Source organism: Mycolicibacterium sp. MU0053 (genome assembly GCF_963378095.1).
Taxonomy (GTDB): domain Bacteria; phylum Actinomycetota; class Actinomycetes; order Mycobacteriales; family Mycobacteriaceae; genus Mycobacterium; species Mycobacterium burgundiense.
Genome location: NZ_OY726397.1, coordinates 519,493 through 535,605, shown reverse-complemented (window position 1 = coordinate 535,605; position 16,113 = coordinate 519,493). Strand labels below are relative to the sequence as shown.

Annotated in this window: 15 protein-coding genes; 9 read left to right on the top strand and 6 right to left on the bottom strand. The window is 67.2% G+C overall.

The genetic code is table 11. The annotated features are described in order from the left end of the window. Window positions 1-13: 13 nt before the first annotated feature. From RCP80_RS02360 to RCP80_RS02350, 3 genes are read right to left on the bottom strand one after another with little or no spacing between them, the layout of a single operon-like run. The gene (locus RCP80_RS02360; RefSeq protein ID WP_308480816.1) at window positions 14-1,576 is read right to left on the bottom strand and encodes an acetolactate synthase large subunit; all 1,563 of its coding nucleotides are present in this window, start codon (window positions 1,574-1,576) and stop codon (window positions 14-16) included. A gap of 8 nt (window positions 1,577-1,584) precedes the next feature. Further along, window positions 1,585-2,718: an NAD(P)H-dependent flavin oxidoreductase gene (locus RCP80_RS02355; protein ID WP_308480815.1), complete on the bottom strand. Its 1,134-nt coding sequence runs from the start codon at window positions 2,716-2,718 to the stop codon at window positions 1,585-1,587. Further along, a complete protein-coding gene (locus RCP80_RS02350; protein ID WP_308480814.1) occupies window positions 2,719-4,389 on the bottom strand; it encodes a medium/long-chain-fatty-acid--CoA/3-oxocholest-4-en-26-oate--CoA ligase in 1,671 nt (556 codons plus the stop codon). It abuts the gene before it with no gap. Window positions 4,390-4,458: 69 nt separating this feature from the next. Between RCP80_RS02350 and RCP80_RS02345 the strand changes: the two genes are divergently transcribed. Both RCP80_RS02345 and RCP80_RS02340 read left to right on the top strand, forming a co-directional pair. Then, a complete protein-coding gene (locus RCP80_RS02345; RefSeq protein ID WP_373693435.1) occupies window positions 4,459-5,265 on the top strand; it encodes a crotonase/enoyl-CoA hydratase family protein in 807 nt (268 codons plus the stop codon). A gap of 195 nt (window positions 5,266-5,460) precedes the next feature. After that, on the top strand, window positions 5,461-6,333 hold the full coding sequence (locus RCP80_RS02340) for a putative endonuclease domain-containing protein (RefSeq protein ID WP_308480813.1): 873 nt from the start codon (window positions 5,461-5,463) through the stop codon (window positions 6,331-6,333). A 94-nt stretch (window positions 6,334-6,427) separates the two neighbouring features. Here RCP80_RS02340 and RCP80_RS02335 read toward each other — a convergent pair whose 3' ends face one another. From RCP80_RS02335 to RCP80_RS02325, 3 genes are all read right to left on the bottom strand, one after another. Further along, entirely contained in the window at window positions 6,428-7,624 is a 1,197-nt protein-coding gene (locus RCP80_RS02335; protein ID WP_308480812.1) for a cytochrome P450, read from the bottom strand. 42 nt (window positions 7,625-7,666) lie between these two features. Next, window positions 7,667-8,398, bottom strand: coding sequence for an acetoacetate decarboxylase family protein (locus RCP80_RS02330; protein ID WP_308480811.1), 732 nt, complete (start codon window positions 8,396-8,398; stop codon window positions 7,667-7,669). A 70-nt stretch (window positions 8,399-8,468) separates the two neighbouring features. Beyond that, the gene (locus tag RCP80_RS02325; RefSeq protein WP_308480810.1) at window positions 8,469-9,509 is read right to left on the bottom strand and encodes an LLM class F420-dependent oxidoreductase; all 1,041 of its coding nucleotides are present in this window, start codon (window positions 9,507-9,509) and stop codon (window positions 8,469-8,471) included. A gap of 51 nt (window positions 9,510-9,560) precedes the next feature. On the opposite strand from RCP80_RS02325, the gene RCP80_RS02320 reads away from it, so the two are divergent. The 7 genes from RCP80_RS02320 (at window position 9,561) to RCP80_RS02290 (ending at window position 16,079) form a co-directional block, all read left to right on the top strand. Further along, on the top strand, window positions 9,561-10,559 hold the full coding sequence (locus RCP80_RS02320) for a Zn-ribbon domain-containing OB-fold protein (RefSeq protein WP_308480809.1): 999 nt from the start codon (window positions 9,561-9,563) through the stop codon (window positions 10,557-10,559). Between the two features lie 13 nt (window positions 10,560-10,572). Then, window positions 10,573-11,634 carry a thiolase family protein gene (locus RCP80_RS02315; RefSeq protein WP_308480808.1) on the top strand — a complete coding sequence of 354 codons (1,062 nt, stop codon included), beginning with the start codon at window positions 10,573-10,575 and terminating at the stop codon, window positions 11,632-11,634. Next, window positions 11,549-12,823 (top strand): thiolase family protein, encoded by a 1,275-nt coding sequence (locus RCP80_RS02310; protein ID WP_308480807.1) that lies wholly within the window; start codon window positions 11,549-11,551, stop codon window positions 12,821-12,823. Before RCP80_RS02315 ends, RCP80_RS02310 begins: the two co-directional genes overlap by 86 nt. A gap of 126 nt (window positions 12,824-12,949) precedes the next feature. Next, window positions 12,950-13,639: a hypothetical protein gene (locus RCP80_RS02305; RefSeq protein ID WP_308480806.1), complete on the top strand. Its 690-nt coding sequence runs from the start codon at window positions 12,950-12,952 to the stop codon at window positions 13,637-13,639. Window positions 13,640-13,740: 101 nt separating this feature from the next. Beyond that, a complete protein-coding gene (locus RCP80_RS02300; protein WP_308480805.1) occupies window positions 13,741-14,907 on the top strand; it encodes a 3-ketosteroid-9-alpha-monooxygenase, oxygenase component in 1,167 nt (388 codons plus the stop codon). Continuing rightward, window positions 14,904-15,374, top strand: coding sequence for a hypothetical protein (locus tag RCP80_RS02295; protein ID WP_308480804.1), 471 nt, complete (start codon window positions 14,904-14,906; stop codon window positions 15,372-15,374). Before RCP80_RS02300 ends, RCP80_RS02295 begins: the two co-directional genes overlap by 4 nt. A 48-nt stretch (window positions 15,375-15,422) precedes the next feature. After that, on the top strand, window positions 15,423-16,079 hold the full coding sequence (locus RCP80_RS02290; RefSeq protein WP_373693502.1) for an MBL fold metallo-hydrolase: 657 nt from the start codon (window positions 15,423-15,425) through the stop codon (window positions 16,077-16,079). Window positions 16,080-16,113: the final 34 nt, after the last annotated feature.

Genomic DNA, 16,113 nt, shown 5'->3' with positions numbered 1-16,113 from the left:
TCGGCGCACGCACTCAACCCAGGATCGACGGAACCACGGCCTCGATCAGGTGCGGGCCGGGCTCCTCGAAGGCCGCGGTGAGCGCCACGCCGAGTGCCTCGGCGGTGTGCACGCGTCGGGCCGGCACGCCCATTCCCTCGGCAATCTGGACGAAATCGATGGTGGGGCGGCCGATGTCGAGCAGATCCTGGGCGCGGGCGCCGGGGCTGTCGGCGTTCTCGGCGCCGACGCGCTGCAGTTCGATCCGCAGGATGTCGTACGCGCCGTTATTGAGGATCACCGTGGTGATGTCCAGTTGCTCGCGCGCCTGGGTCCACAGCGCGGACAGCGTGTACATCGCCGACCCGTCGGCCTGCAGCGAGAGCACCGGGCGACCCGGTGCCGCGATGGCCGCCCCGATCGCCGCCGGCATCCCGTAGCCGATCGCGCCCCCGGTCAAGGTCAGCACGTCGTGCGCGGGGGCGCCGGCCGTGCTCGCCGCCAGCATCACTCCGGCGGTGTTCGATTCATCGACGATGATGGCCCGCTCGGGCAACACCGCGCCGACGACGGCTGCGAGCGACACCGCGGTCAACGGTCCCGTCGGCGTCTCGTGCCGCACCGCGGGCGCCACCGTGGCCTCGACGTCCAGTGCCACCTCGTCGGCCAGACTCTCCAAAGCTGCTGCCGCACCGGCATATCCGGCCAGGGTGTGCACCCGACAGCCGGCCGGAACCAGGTCGCTGCGCTTGCCCGGGTAGGCGAAGAACGACACCGGCGACGTCGTCCCCGCCAGGATCAGATGCTGCGCGCCGGCCAATTGCGCCTCGGCCGCCTCGGCGAAGTACGCGAGCCGGTCCACCGCGGGGATCCCGGCGCCGCGCTGTAGTCGGGCGGGGAAGGTTTCGCACAGCACCCGGGCGCCCGTGGCCTGGGCAATGCGGTCGGCGGCCGACAGCCCCGCAACGCGGGTGGCGTCGCCGCCGAGCAGGATCACCGCGGACTCACCCGAGCGCAACACGTCGGCCGCGCCGCGCAGCGCGCCCCGATCGGGTTCGGTGACCCGCTCCGGCGAAAGACGGGCGGCGCCAGCGGTTGTCGCGCCGTCGGCCCAGGAGACATCGGCGGGCAGGATGAGAGTGGACACCACGCCGGCGCGGCTCGCGGCGATCGCATCCACGGTGTGGGCGCAGATCTCCGAAACCCGATCGGTGCGGCGCATCCACCCCGAGACGCTGCCCGCCAACGCCTCGATGTCGGATTCGAGCGGGGCGTCGTAGCGGTTGTGATACGTCGCGTGATCGCCGACGACGACCACCATCGGGACATGCGCCCGACGGGCGTTGTGCAGGTTCGCCAGCCCGTTGCCCAGCCCGGGGCCCAGGTGCAGCAGCACCGCGGCCGGCTTGTCCGCCATTCGGGCGTAGCCGTCGGCGGCGCCGGTGGCCACCCCCTCGAACAGCGCCAGCACCCCGCGCATCGCGGGCACGCGGTCCAATGCGGCCACGAAATGCATCTCGGAGGTCCCGGGATTGGCGAAGCAGACCTCTACGCCGTGGTCAACGAGGGTACTGAGCAGGGTTTGTGCGCCGTTCACGGCACCATCTAACCCCGGTCGCGGATCTCGTCCAGTCGATTGGTCGCTTCTTCGAACCCGTCGACCAGTTCGGCGATGATGTCGGCGACCGGGCGGATCTCGTTCATCCGGCCCACGATCTGCCCCACCGGCATCGCGACGGTGGTCGGGTCGCTGGACTCACTCATCCGCTGATGGGCCTCGCTGACCAGGATGTTCTGCAACGGCATCGGCAGCGGTTCGGGCGCACCCTCGGCATCCCAGGCCTCGGTCCAGCGACTCTTGAGCAGACGGGCCGGCTTGCCGGTGTAGATGCGCCGCCGCACCGTGTCGCTCGAGGTAGCCGCCAACAACGCCTGCTGCACCACCGAGGTGCCCGCCTCGGTCCGCACCCCGAGGTCATATTCGGCCGCGGTCAGGAACGCCGAACCCATCCAGACACCGTGGGCGCCCAACGCCAGCGCCGCGGCAACCTGGCGACCGGTGCCGATCCCGCCGGCAGCCAGCATCGGGGTTTGATGGCCGAGCGCACGCAGACCATCTATGACCTCGGGCCACAACACCATCGACCCGATCTCGCCGGTGTGTCCGCCGGCCTCGTGCCCCTGCGCGACGACGATGTCGACCCCGTTCTCGACATGGCGCAGCGCGTGTTTGGCCGACCCCGCAAGCGCGGCAACCGGTACCCCGGCCGCGTGCACCTGATCGATGACGTCCTTGGGCGGCGAGCCCAGGGCGTTGGCGATCAGCTTGATCGGATGCTTGAGGGCGACGTCGACGTGGCTGCGGGCCACCGAGTGCAGCCAGCCCAGCACCCCCTCGTTGCGGTCGTTGTCCTCCGACAGCGGCGGCACCCCGAGGTCGGCCAGGGTCTTGTCGACGAAGTCGCGGTGGGTCTTCGGGATCAGCTTGTTGATGTCGACGGCGCTGCCTTCGGTGGGCACCTTGGCCGGCATCACGACGTCGACGCCGTAGGGCTTGCCGTCGGTGTTCTCGTCCATCCAGCACAGCACGTCCTCGAGGTCTTCGGCCGCGTTGAAACGCACACAGCCGAGCACCCCGAGGCCGCCGGCGCGGGTGACCGCGGCCGCCACCTTCTCCGAGGGGGTGAAGACGAAGATCGGGTATTCGATCCCGAACCGATCACAGAGTTCTGTACGCATTTACGCTTCGGCTCCCTGGGCGACGGAATGGTTTGCGTGCACCTCATCGGCGGGACGCGCTTCGGTGGTGTCCTTGGCCCAGCGGTAGTCCGGCTTGCCGGCCGGTGACCGCTTGACCTCGTCGACCAGCCACAGGCTACGCGGCACCTTGTAACCCGCGATTTCCTTGCGCACAAACGAATCCAGCCCGGCCAGCGTCGGGCGGGCACCCTCGCGTGGCTGCACCACCGCAGCGACGTGCTGACCGAAGCGTTCATCCGGCACGCCGACGACCAACGCGTCGAACACGTCCGGGTGGCCCTTGAGCGCCGCCTCGACCTCTTCGGGGTAGATCTTCTCGCCGCCGCTGTTGATCGACACCGATCCGCGGCCGAGCATCGTGACGCTGCCGTCCTCCTCGACCTGCGCGTAGTCGCCGGGGATCGCGTAGCGCACCCCTTTGAAGGTCCTGAAGGTCTCGGCGGTCTTCTTCTCGTCCTTGTAGTAGCCGACCGGGATGTGGCCGCGCTTGGCGATGATGCCGCGCACGCCGGAGCCGGGCTCGACCTCGTTGCCGTCGTCGTCGAGCACCACGGTGTTCTTGTCGATCGTCACGCGCGGTCCGCCGGTGTGCGACTGCCCCTTCGCCACGATGCTGGTACCACCGAATCCGGTCTCCGACGAGCCGATCGAGTCCGTGATGATGCGGTTGGGCAGCAACTCGAGGAACTTCTCCTTGAGGCTCGTGGAGAACAGTGCCGCGGTGCTGGCCAGCAGGAACAGCGATGACAGGTCGTATTCCTGGCCCGCGGCCTGCGCCGCGAGCAGGGCGTCGAGCAGCGGGCGGGCCATCGCGTCGCCGGTGAAGAACAGCAGGTTGACCTTGTGCTCGTGGATCATCCGCCAAATCTGGTCGGCGTCGAATTCCGGTGTCAGAACCACGGTCTGACCGGAGAACAGCGCCATCCAGGTGGCCGACTGCGTCGCACCGTGGATCATCGGCGGGATGGGCAGCCGGATCATGGGCGCGTTCTCCTTGGCCCCCTTGGCCAGGTCGAACTCGTCGGCGACGGGCTCGCCGGTCGCGAAGTCGGTGCCGCCGAACAGGACTCGGTAGATGTCCTCGTGGCGCCACATCACGCCCTTGGGAAAGCCGGTGGTGCCGCCGGTGTAGAGCAGGTAGATGTCGTCCTCGCTGCGCGGACCGAAGTCGCGCTCGGGGGACCCCTGGGCCAGCGCGGCCCCGAACTCGACGCCGCCGTAGCGTTGGAAAATTTCGTCGGACCCGCCGCTGCCATCGTTGACCACCAACACCGTCTTGACGTTCGGCGTCTCCGGCAGCACGTTGGCCACCCGTTCGGAGTACTGACGTTCGTGGATCAGTGCCACCATGTCCGAGTTGTCGAACAGATAGCGCAACTCGCCCTCGACGTAGCGGAAGTTGACGTTGACCAGGATCGCGCCGGCCTTGACGATGCCCAGCATCCCGATGACGATCTCGATGCGGTTGCGGCAGTACAGGCCGACCTTGTCGTCCTTCTGGACGCCCTGATCGATGAGGTAGTGCGCCAGCCGGTTGGCCTTCTCCTCGAGTTGGGCGTAGGTCAACTGTTCGTCGCCACAGATGAGGGCCACGCGGTCGGGCACTGCATCGATGGCGTGCTCGGCGAGATCAGCGATATTGAGGGCCATGCTCCTAAACTAGAACGTGTTACATTTCGTGACAAGTTTCCGCCGATGATGCAGGAAGGCAGGTCCCTCGTGAGCGACGCACCGAGCACTGCTGAACAGCCCGACGCCCTGGTTGAGCAGCGCGGACACACGCTGATCGTCACGATGAACCGCCCGGAGCGCAAAAACGCCCTCACCGGCGAGATGCTCTCGATAATGGTCGACGCCTGGGACCGGGTGGACAGCGATCCGGAGATCCGCACCTGCATCCTGACCGGCGCCGGCGGGGCCTTCTGCGCGGGCATGGATCTGAAGAACGCCAACAAGCAGGCGCCCGGCGACACGTTCAAGGCCGGCTACGACCCGACCCGCATCGACGGGCTGCTCAAGGGCCGCCGGCTGACCAAGCCGCTGATCGCTGCCGTCGAAGGGGCCGCGATCGCCGGAGGCACCGAGATCCTGCAGGGCACCGACATCCGGGTGGCCGGGGAGAGCGCCAAGTTCGGGGTTTCCGAGGCCAAGTGGAGCCTGTACCCGATGGGTGGATCCGCGGTGCGGCTGGTGCGGCAGATCCCGTACACGCTGGCCTGCGAGATCTTGCTGACCGGGCGGCACATCACCGCGGCCGAGGCCAAGGAATTCGGGCTGATCGGCCACGTGGTGCCCGACGGCACGGCGCTGGACAAGGCGCTCGAAATCGCCGAGGTGATCAACAACAACGGCCCGTTGGCGGTACAGGCCATTCTGAAGACCATCCGGGAAACCGAGGGCATGCACGAGAACGAGGCCTTCGTCCCCGACACGAAGAACGGCATCCCGGTGTTCCTGTCCGAGGACTCCAAGGAGGGCCCGCGCGCGTTCGCCGAGAAGCGCAAGCCCAACTTCCAGCTGAAGTAGCTTTCGCGACCGGCCCACCCCAGTTTCCGCCGATCGCCGATCCCGATCGCCGATCCCGCCGAGCGTGCAGTTTTATACGCAACACGCCGCTACGGCGGATAGTTCGGCACTTTCGCGGGGGTTGACGCAGCGGAACCGCTTCGACGCTGTGGATAGTGGTCGGCAGCGATTCGCCAGCACTGTCAGCATCCGGTCATGCGGGACTGCGATTGGCCATTTCTGTCCGCCGAGGCGCTGGCGGACGGCGGACTCAGTTTTCGTGAACTGCGCAAGTTCCATGCTGCGGCGGCCCCGGGCGTCTGGGTCCCCCGTGGCGTCGAACTGTCCGCGAAACAACAGGCCACGGCCGCGTGGCTGTGGTCGCGGCGCCAAGCAGTCCTGGCCGGCTTGTCCGCCTCGGCAATGCTCGGCACCAAATGGGTGGAAGCGGGAAACCCGGCCGAACTGATCCATAGCAACCGCCGTCCCCCGGCTGGAATCATCGTCCACAGCGACACATTGGCTCCCGGCGAGACCGAACTCGTTGACGGAATGGCGACGACGACGGCCGCGCGCACCGCCTTCGATCTCGGCAGACGGCTGGAACTGGACCCGGGCGTCCAACGCATCGACGCGCTGATGAATGCGACGCACCTCAAGGTCGCGGCCGTCGAGGACGTCATTGCGGCGCATCCTGGTGCCCGGGGCTTGCGGCAATTGCGGAAAACCCTGGCGCTTGTCAACGGCGGCGCCGAGTCGCCCTACGAATCGCTGACCCGACTGAGGTTGGTACAGGCCGGTTTTCCATCTCCCGAAACCCAGATCGAGATTCACGACGAGTACGGCCGCGTCTTCGCACGCCTCGATATGGGCTGGCGTGCGCACCGCGTCGGGGTCGACTTTGACGGCGCCCAGCACTGGACCGACTCGCGCCGACGGAACTGGGACGTCGAGCGCTACGCGCGGCTGCCGGAATTCGGTTGGATCGACATTCGGGTGACCGCCGGTCTGCTGCACAACCGACCGCAAGTGTTGTTCGACCGCGTCGGTGCGGCGTTGATCGCCCGCGGATGCCCCAAAACGTGGTGAACGTGCAGTGCTATCCGTTCGCACGGCGATTCGCGTACGAAACCACACGCTCGACGGGTGGGGCGGGCGGCCGCGGGTGGGGCGGGGACCGCAGCTAGCCCAGACGCGTGCCCGGCGTGAACACCACCGGCATCTCCTCGAGCCCGCTGACGAAGTTCGCGGGGCGCAGCGGCAGCCGGCTGTCGTCGGCCAGCCGCAGATCGGGCATCCGCTCGATCACCCGCGACAGCATCAGTTTCAGCTCCAACCGGGCCAGCTGGTTGCCCATGCAGAAGTGCGTGCCGAAGCCGAATGCCAGGTGGCTGTTCGGATTCCGATCGATCCGGAAGTTCTCCGGATCCTCGAAGACGGTCTCGTCGAAGTTCGCCGATTCGAACATCAACATGATCTTCTCGCCGGCCTTGAGCTCCGTGCCGTGGAACTCGATGTCCTGGGTCAGGGTGCGGCACATGTTCTTCACCGGTGAGGTCCAGCGCAGCATCTCTTCGATGGCATTCGGCAGCAGTTCGGGGTTTGCGACCATCTGCTCCCACTGCTCGCGGTGCCGCAGCAGCTCCGCGGTACCGCCGGACAGCGTGTGGCGGGTGGTCTCGTCGCCGCCGATCAGGATCAGCAGCGTCTCGAAGACGATCTCGTCGTCGGAGAGCTGCTGCCCGTCGACCTCGGCGTTGACCAGCACCGAGAACAGGTCCTCGGTGGGTTCGGCGCGCCGCTTGGTGATGACGTCCTTGGTGAACGCGGTGTAGGCGGCGAAGGTGTCCATCAGCTTCTGGATGGCCGACTCGTCCAGGTGTGAGCTGAGCCCGCAGACCAGGTCGTCGGACCAGGTCAGCAGCATTTCGCGCTGTTCGGGCAGCACGCCGAGCATGTCGCCGATCACGGCCATCGGCAGGGGTGCGGCGATGCTGCGGACGTAGTCGCATTCGCCGGCCTCGATCACGCCGTCGATCAACGCGTCGCACAGCCGCTCGATCGAGGGCAGCTTGTCCATCACCTGCTTGCGAGTGAACCCCGCGTTGACCAGTTTGCGGCGCAGCAGGTGATCGGGATCGTCCATGTCGATCATGTAGGGCATCCCGGGCTGATCGGGTCGGATGCCGCCGGTGCTGGAGAACACCTCGGGATTGCGTTCGGCGTCGAGGACGGCCTGGTAGGTGGTGGCGGCCGCCAGACCGTTGCGGTCACGGAACACGGGCTGATGGGCGCGCATCCACTTGTAGGCCTCCCGGGCGCCGCCGTCGGCGTAGAAATTACCGTCGGTCAGGTCGACGTCGAGAATTGTGGCTGTCATCGGTCTTCGTGCTCCCTCATGCAGTCAGGTGATTACGTGGAGTCAAGAAATCTCGGTGGCTTCGCCGAAGGTCATCTCGACGTTGGCCGACGACTGGGTCGCAAAGGCGCGCTTCGGCAGTCCGAGCGCGCGCAGTTCGTCGGCGTACGGGTGGGCGCCGAGGCGCAGCCGGGCCCCGCCGACCCGCGCCCGCATCCCGGAGTTCTTCATCTCCCAAGCGATTTCGCGGGTGACGCCGCCGGTGTGGCTATAGGTGGTCAGCACCTGGGACTTCGAGGTGAACGCCGACGGCACGGGCAGGCCGGGGCTGAACTCGATTCCGGCGATCAGCTTGTCGTCCGCGGAGACGTCGAAGTCGAAGGTACGGTTTTCACGGACGGTGAAGTCGGCCATGATCTTGGGGAAGCCCCAGATCCGTTGGCCGGCCTCGAGCGTGAACCCCTGATTGACCGGAAGGTGGTGGATGAACGCCGCGGCCGAGGCCAGCGCCGTGGGTCCCTTCGCGGCCGATCCGGGCGGATTGACCATCACCGCGGTCCCGAACTCGTGGTACTTGCCGAGGTCGCCGTCGATGTAGCGGACCAGCATCAGCATGGTCACCGCGCGGCCCGGCAGGTACTCGCGGACCCGCAATCCGCTGTAGTCGATCATGCGCTGGGCCGCGTCGGCGGGGACCGAGAACATCGCCACGTGGGTGTCGGCCTTGCGGATCCGCACCGGCATGGTCAGCACGGTGCCCTGGATCGTGTGCGTGGGTCTCGCTGTGTCGGTCATCACTGACCAATCTAGAACGTGTTCTAGACAGTGTCCAACATCTGTCTACCCAACGGGTGCCGAACCGGTGTCAGACCAGCTCAACGAGGTCCCGGATCTGCTCGGTCGAACGCGCGCCGACCACCATCATGGTCACCCCGGAGGCCTCCCACGCGGCGATTTGCTTACGGACGTAGTCGATGTCGCCGACGATCGCGGCGTCGTCGACCAACTCGTCGGGGATGACCTTGGCCGCTTGCTCTTTGCCATCCTGGCGATCTGAGCGGAACAGCGCGGTCACCTCGTCGACGACGTCCGAGTAACCCATTCGGCGGTAGACGTCGGCGTGGAAGTTGGTGTCCTCGGCGCCCATCCCGCCCATGTAGAGCGCCAGGTGCGGCTTGATCATCTCGAGCACCGCCGGCCGGTCGTCGGTGACGACGACCTGCGCGGTGGCACAGATCTCGAAATCCTCCCGGGTCCGACGGGCGCCCGGGCGGGCGAAGCCCTCATCGAGCCACTCGTTGTACATCGGCGCCAGCCGCGGGCTGTAGAAGATCGGCAGCCACCCGTCGCAGATCTCGGCGGCCAGCGCGATGTTCTTGGGGCCCTCGGCGCCCAACATGATCGGGATGTCGGCGCGCAGCGGATGGGTGATCGGCTTGAGCGCCTTCCCCAAACCGGTGGTGCCCTCCCCCGACAGCGGCAGCGGGTAGTGCGGCCCAGCGCTGGTGACGGGGGCCTCGCGGGCCCAGACCTGCCGGATGATGTCGATGTATTCGCGGGTGCGGGCCAGCGGCTTGGGGAAGCGCTGGCCGTACCAGCCCTCCACCACCTGCGGACCGGAGACGCCCAGGCCCAGGATGTGGCGACCGCCCGAGAGGTGATCGAGGGTCAGCGCCGCCATCGCGCAGGCCGTCGGGGTGCGCGCCGAGAGCTGGATGACCGACGTACCGAGCCGCATTCGGGTGGTTTCGCGTCCCCACCACGCCAACGGGGTGTACGCGTCCGAACCCCACGCTTCGGCGGTGAAGACGGTGTCGAACCCGGCCTCCTCGGCGGCCGCGACGAGCTCGGCGTGGTTGTCGGGGGCCTTCGCGCCCCAGTAGCCGAGCTGTAGACCCAGTTTCATTTCCGCCACCCCATCCTTGCCACGATTCTTAGAACCTGTTCTACTCGATGTGTGACAGCCAGCCAAAGCCGCCCGGCCTCGCCAGATCATCACGAGCCGCCACTTTCAGCGCCTCTGAAGCTTGCTTTTGACTACACCCGTTCAGTCGGACCGTTGCTCAGCCAATTCTTCACGGCCCTGCGGGAGCGCCGAATCGTCGGCGTGCGCGGGTCGGACGGACGGGTGCATGTGCCACCCGCTGAGTATGACCCGGTGACCTACGAGCCATTGACCGAGGTGGTTCCGGTGTCCGGCGTGGGGACCGTGCAGTCCTGGACCTGGCAGCCGCAGCCGCTGGCGGGTCAGCCGCTGGACCGGCCGTTCGCCTGGGCGCTGATCCTGCTCGACGGCGCCGACACGCCGTTGCTGCACGCCGTGGACGTTCCGGAGGGCTCGATCAGCGCCGGAACCCGGGTGCGGGCCCAGTGGGTCGACGAACCGGTGGGCTCGATCACCGACATCGCGTGTTTCGTGCCCGGTGAGGACGAGGTCGAGCCGCTGCCGGCCGACGAGCGCGATCCGGTGACCATGCTGGTGGTGCCCACCGCGATCGAGATCCAGCACTCCGCGTCGTACCCGGAGAGCACGTATCTGCGCGCGCTGGAGCAGGGCAAGCTCGTCGGGGCGCGCACCGTCGGCGAGAACGGCGAAAAGGGCAAGGTGTATTTCCCGGCCCGCGAGGCCGATCCGGCCACCGGCCAGCAGCTCACCGAGTACGTCGAGCTGCCCGACAAGGGCACCGTCACCACGTTCGCGATCATCAACATTCCGTTCGCCGGCCAGCGGATCCAGCCGCCGTACGTGGCTGCCTACGTATTGCTCGACGGCGCCGACATCCCGTTTTTGCATCTGGTCACCGAGATCGACGCGTCCGAGGTGCGGATGGGCATGCGGGTCGAAGCGGTGTGGAAGCCCCAGGAGGAATGGGGGCTGGGCATCGACAACATCTCGCATTTCCGGCCGACCGGCGAACCGGACGCCGACTACGACACCTACAAGCACCATCTGTAAAGGCTGACCCCCAATGACTTTTCGTGATGTTGCGGTAGTCGGCTTCGCACACGCACCGCATGTGCGCAACACCGACGGCACCACCAACGGCGTCGAAATGCTGATGCCCTGTTTCGCCCAGCTCTACAGCGAGCTCGGGCTCCAGCAGACCGATATCGGTTTCTGGTGTTCGGGTTCCTCGGATTACCTCGCCGGCCGGGCCTTCTCGTTCATCTCGGCGATCGACTCGATCGGCGCGGTGCCGCCGATCAACGAGTCGCATGTGGAGATGGACGCCGCGTGGGCGCTGTACGAGGCCTACATCAAGCTGCTGACCGGTCAGGTCGATACCGCGCTGGTGTACGGCTTCGGCAAGTCCTCCGCCGGCATGCTGCGGCGCATCCTGTCGTTGCAGACCGATCCCTACAGCGTGGCGCCGTTGTGGCCCGACGCGGTCTCGATCGCCGGGCTGCAGGCCCGCTTCGGTCTGGACAGCGGTAAATGGACGGCCGAGGACATGGCGCAGGTGGCCGTGGAGTCGTTTGCCGCGGCCGACCGGGTGGATTCGGTCGAGTCCGCAGCCAGCGTGTCCGAACTGTTGGAGCGGCCGTTCTTCGCCGATCCGCTACGCCGCCACGACATCGCGCCGATCACCGACGGCGCGGCCGCGATCGTGCTGGCCGCCGGCGACAAGGCCCGCGAGCTGCGGGAGAACCCGGCCTGGATCACCGGCATCGAGCATCGCATCGAGACCCCGATCCTCGGCGCCCGCGACCTGACCACGTCGACGTCCACCGCGGCGTCGGCGCAGGCCGCCCTCGGTGGTGACGCCGGGTCCGTCGAGGTGGCCGAACTGCATGCGCCGTTCACCCACCAGCAGCTGATCCTGGCCGAGGCCATCGGACTCGGGCCGTCCACCAAGATCAACCCCTCCGGTGGCGCGTTGGCGGCCAACCCGATGTTCTCCGCGGGCCTGGAACGCATCGGATTCGCGGCCCAGCACATTTTCGATGGCTCGGCCGGCCGGGTCCTGGCGCACGCCACCAGTGGCGCTGCGCTACAACAAAATCTCGTTGCCGTCCTGGAAGGGAAATAACATCGTGGCCGGGCTTTCAAGGAAAAACACCGCCGCGGTGCTCGGCACCGGGCAGACCAAGTACGTCACCAAACGCCACGACGTGTCGATGAACGGCCTGGTGCGAGAGGCCATCGATCGGGCGCTGGCCGACTCCGGTTCCACCATGGCCGACATCGACGCCGTCGTGGTCGGCAAGGCGCCGGACTTCTTCGAGGGCGTGATGATGCCCGAGCTGTTCATGGCCGACGCCACCGGCGCGACCGGCAAACCGTTGATCCGGGTGCACACCGCGGGCTCGGTGGGCGGTTCGACGGCGATCGTCGCGGCCAGCCTGGTGCAGTCCGGCAAGTACCGCCGGGTGCTGACCATGGCCTGGGAGAAGCAGTCCGAGTCCAATGCCATGTGGGCGCTGAGCATTCCGGTGCCGTTCACCAAGCCGGTCGGCGCCGGTGCGGGCGGCTACTTCGCACCGCACGTGCGCGCCTACATCCGGCGGTCCGGGGCGCCGGATCACATCGGGGCGATGGTCGCGGTCAAAGACCGGCTCAACGGCTCGAAGAATCCGCTGGCGCACTTGCAACAGGCCGACATCACGCTGGAGAAGGTGCTGTCCTCACAGATGCTGTGGGACCCGATCCGGTTCGACGAGACCTGCCCGTCCTCCGACGGCGCCGCGGCGATGGTGATCGGGGACGAGCAGGCCGCCGATGCCCGGGTGAGCGACGGCCATCCGGTCGCCTGGATCCACGCCACCGCGCTGCGCACCGAACCACTGGCGTATTCGGGGCGCGATCAGGTGAACCCGCAGGCCGGCCGGGATGCCGCCGCCGCGCTGTGGCGCGATGCGGGCATCACCAGCCCGATCGACGAGATCGACGTCGCCGAGGTGTACGTGCCGTTCTCCTGGTTCGAACCGATGTGGTTGGAGAACCTGGGCTTCGCCCCCGAGGGTGCGGGCTGGAAACTCACCGAGGCCGGCGAGACCGCGATCGGCGGCAAGATCCCGTTCAACCCGTCCGGCGGGGTGCTGTCGTCGAATCCGATCGGCGCCTCGGGCATGATCCGGTTCGCCGAGTCGGCGATCCAGGTGATGGGCAAGGGCGGAGCGCACCAGGTCGAGGGTGCCCGCAAGGCGTTGGGGCACGCCTATGGCGGCGGCGCCCAGTACTACTCCATGTGGGTGGTCGGCAGCGACAAGCCGCAGTGAGCCTCGCCACGGTGGCCGCCCCGAAGGCGCTCGTCTCAGGTCGCTGACAGCTCGACCGCGTAGGGTAAAAAAAGTCCGACAAGTCAGTCCGACTTCGCCAACCCTCGCACACGAGAATTGATCGCTTTGCCACGCCATTACGCCAGCACCCACGCCACCGCACGCCAGTCCAGACGGCTCTCCGGCCGTCTCTGCGGCGCCGCGATCGCGGCGCTGATCGCATTGGGCGCCACCGCATGCGGCGGCCTGTCCGCTGATCCGGCGGCAGGCCTCGACGCCGAGACCACCACGTCCTCGACCGCGGCGTCCTCGCCGACCGCCACCTCGACGAAAGCCGACACCGATAAAGATCTGGCGGTCGACTTCCGCCCCCTGCTGATCAAGGCCGAGCATCTCAGCGATGGCGAGGACACCTTCACCGCGCGGTCGGTCGACACCAATCCGAACGGCATGCCCGGTGCGAGTGCGTTCTTCGTCAACGCCGAGGACGACCGCGCCATCGCCAACACCATCTTGCTCTACCCCGACGCCGAGACCGCCCAGAAGACGCTGCAGGCCGCCACCGAAAGCCTGCCCACGAAGGTCATCGGCGGCACCCCGCGGCCCGCCCCGGTCGGCACCGACGGCGTGGTCATCTCCGGGACCTCGCCCGAGGGCGATACCGCCGTGACGCAGCTGCTCTTCACCGAGGGGCGGGCGCTGGTGCGGCTGGACTTCGAGAGCGCCGTCGGCGACACCACCACCGACCAGTTCGTCAACAATGTCGGCAAGATGCAGCTCATCGCCCTGCAGACCGGCCTGCGAGACACGGAGTAATCCCCCTCGGCAGCGGGTATGCCGCAGGTCACGCCCCCGTCATTGCGGGAATCGGGTTGAAAACTGTAACGTGTTCTAGTTAGAGAGACTGGAGGCGCGAAGTGACGACTGAAACAGCCCACAGCGGAATTCGCGAGATCGACACCGGAGCACTGCCCGACCGCTACGCCCGCGGCTGGCACTGCCTGGGGCCCGTGCAGAGCTTTTTGGACGGCAAGCCGCACAGCGTGGAGATCTTCGGCAGCAAACTGGTGGTGTTCGCGGACTCTGCGGGCGAGCTGAAGATCCTGGACGGGTACTGCCGGCACATGGGTGGGGACCTGTCCCAGGGCACCATCAAGGGTGACGAGGTGGCCTGCCCGTTCCACGATTGGCGCTGGGGCGGCGACGGCAAGTGCAAGCTGGTGCCGTACGCCAAGCGCACCCCGCGGCTGGCCCGCACCCGGGCATGGCACACCGACGTCCGCGGCGGCCTGCTGTTCGTCTGGCACGACCACGAGGGCAATCCGCCGCAGCCCGAGGTGCGGATCCCCGAGATCCCGGAGTGGGCCAGCGGCCAGTGGACCGACTGGAAGTGGAACTCGCTGTTGATCGAGGGCTCCAACTGCCGCGAGATCATCGACAACGTCACCGACATGGCGCACTTCTTCTACATCCATTTCGGTCTGCCGACCTACTTCAAGAACGTCTTCGAGGGCCACATCGCCTCGCAGTACCTGCACAACGTGGGCCGACCGGACATCAACGACATGGGTACCGCCTACGGCGATGCCAAATTGGACTCCGAGGCGTCGTACTTCGGCCCGTCGTTCATGATCAATTGGCTGCACAACACCTACGGTGACTTCAAGGCCGAGTCGATCCTGATCAACTGCCACTACCCGGTGACCCAGGACTCGTTCATGCTGCAGTGGGGCGTGATCGTCGAGAAGCCGCAGGGCCTCGACGACGCCACCTCCGAGAAGCTCGCCGACGCGTTCACCGACGGGGTCAGCAAGGGCTTCCTGCAGGACGTCGAGATCTGGAAGCACAAGACCCGCATCGACAATCCCTTGCTGGTCGAGGAGGACGGCGCGGTCTATCAGATGCGCCGCTGGTACCAGCAGTTCTACGTCGACGCCGCCGACGTCACCCCGGAGATGACCGACCGTTTCGAACTCGAGGTCGACACCACCGCGGCCAACGAGAAGTGGCAGGTCGAGGTCGAAGAGAATCTCAAGCGCCAGGCCGAGTCCAAGCAACAGCAGGCCACCGAGGTCCCTGGATGACCTCGGGCAAGGGGACTCCCGACGTCGATCGCCTGGCGCGGTCGATGGTCCTCTTGCAGGGTGGCCACGACGATGACGACGACGGTCACGGCCATCCCGACGGCGACGCGACCTCGGGTGGATCCTGGAGCAAGGCACCGGATTTCGCCTCCGATCCGGAGCGGGCCGCGGCCGTACGCGCCGCCACCACGGCCGACCAGGAACGGTATCTGACCTCCGGCTTGGCGCCGGTCGACTGCCGGTTCTGCCACGCCACCGTGTCGGTGAAGAAGCTCGGTCCGCAATACACTGCCGTGCAGTGGAATTCGGAGGCCACCCGGCGTTGCGCGGTGTTCGCCGACGCCCGCGCCGAGGGCAACACCGCACCCATGCGGTCGTGCCCCAAGCTGTCCGACAGCATCAAGCACGCCATCGCCGAGGGCTGCCTCGAGGCGGTGTCCAGCGCCCCGTCACCGGGCGACGGTTGACGCGTTCGGCCGGGATGATCGGTGACTGATCGGCAACGCTTCGGCCAACTGGAGATTCTGCGATTTCAGACCGGCTTGGTACGGACCAACTGCTACTTGGTGTTTCATCACGCCGACCGAGAAGCGTTGATCATCGACCCCGGTGACGGCGCGTCGGCCCGCGTGCGCGATCTGGTTCGTCAGCACCGGTTGGCGCCGCGCGCGGTGTTGCTCACCCACGGGCACCTCGATCACGTGTGGAGCGCCCAGCGGCTGTCGGACCACTACGCGATACCGACGTGCATCCATGTCGAGGACAGGGCGATGCTGGTCAACCCGATCCGCGGGGTCGCGCCGAAGCTGGTCCAACGCCTGGTGGGGGTGCTGTGCTCCGAGCCCGAGCAGGTGGTGGAACTCTCCGACGGCGCCGCGCTGACCCTGGGCGGGATCGCGGTCTCCGTCGATCACACGCCCGGCCACACCCCGGGTTCGGTGACGTTCCGGGTGGCCGACCCGCACCATCCCGATCTGCTGTTCACCGGCGACACGCTGTTCAACGGCAGCGTGGGACGCACCGACTTCGAGGGTGGCAGCGGAAACCATCTGCTCGGTTCGATCATCAACAAGCTGCTGGTGCGCGACGATCGGGCGCTGGTGCTGCCCGGGCACGGGGCCCAGAGCACCATCGGGTTGGAGCGCCGCACCAACCCGTTCCTGATCCCTTGACGCCGGACCCGTTTGAAATCGGTCCGCCCGGGTA

What these genes read in the sequence shown, in the direction of transcription:
- RCP80_RS02340 (WP_308480813.1), top strand. Translation starts at nt 5,461, where the DNA reads ATGCGGGACTGCGATTGGCCATTTCTGTCCGCCGAGGCGCTGGCGGAC.
- RCP80_RS02330 (WP_308480811.1), bottom strand. Translation starts at nt 8,398, where the DNA reads ATGACCGACACAGCGAGACCCACGCACACGATCCAGGGCACCGTGCTG.
- RCP80_RS02325 (WP_308480810.1), bottom strand. Translation starts at nt 9,509, where the DNA reads ATGAAACTGGGTCTACAGCTCGGCTACTGGGGCGCGAAGGCCCCCGAC.
- RCP80_RS02335 (WP_308480812.1), bottom strand. Translation starts at nt 7,624, where the DNA reads ATGACAGCCACAATTCTCGACGTCGACCTGACCGACGGTAATTTCTAC.
- RCP80_RS02315 (WP_308480808.1), top strand. Translation starts at nt 10,573, where the DNA reads ATGACTTTTCGTGATGTTGCGGTAGTCGGCTTCGCACACGCACCGCAT.
- RCP80_RS02350 (WP_308480814.1), bottom strand. Translation starts at nt 4,389, where the DNA reads ATGGCCCTCAATATCGCTGATCTCGCCGAGCACGCCATCGATGCAGTG.
- RCP80_RS02355 (WP_308480815.1), bottom strand. Translation starts at nt 2,718, where the DNA reads ATGCGTACAGAACTCTGTGATCGGTTCGGGATCGAATACCCGATCTTC.
- RCP80_RS02310 (WP_308480807.1), top strand. Translation starts at nt 11,549, where the DNA reads ATGGCTCGGCCGGCCGGGTCCTGGCGCACGCCACCAGTGGCGCTGCGC.
- RCP80_RS02295 (WP_308480804.1), top strand. Translation starts at nt 14,904, where the DNA reads ATGACCTCGGGCAAGGGGACTCCCGACGTCGATCGCCTGGCGCGGTCG.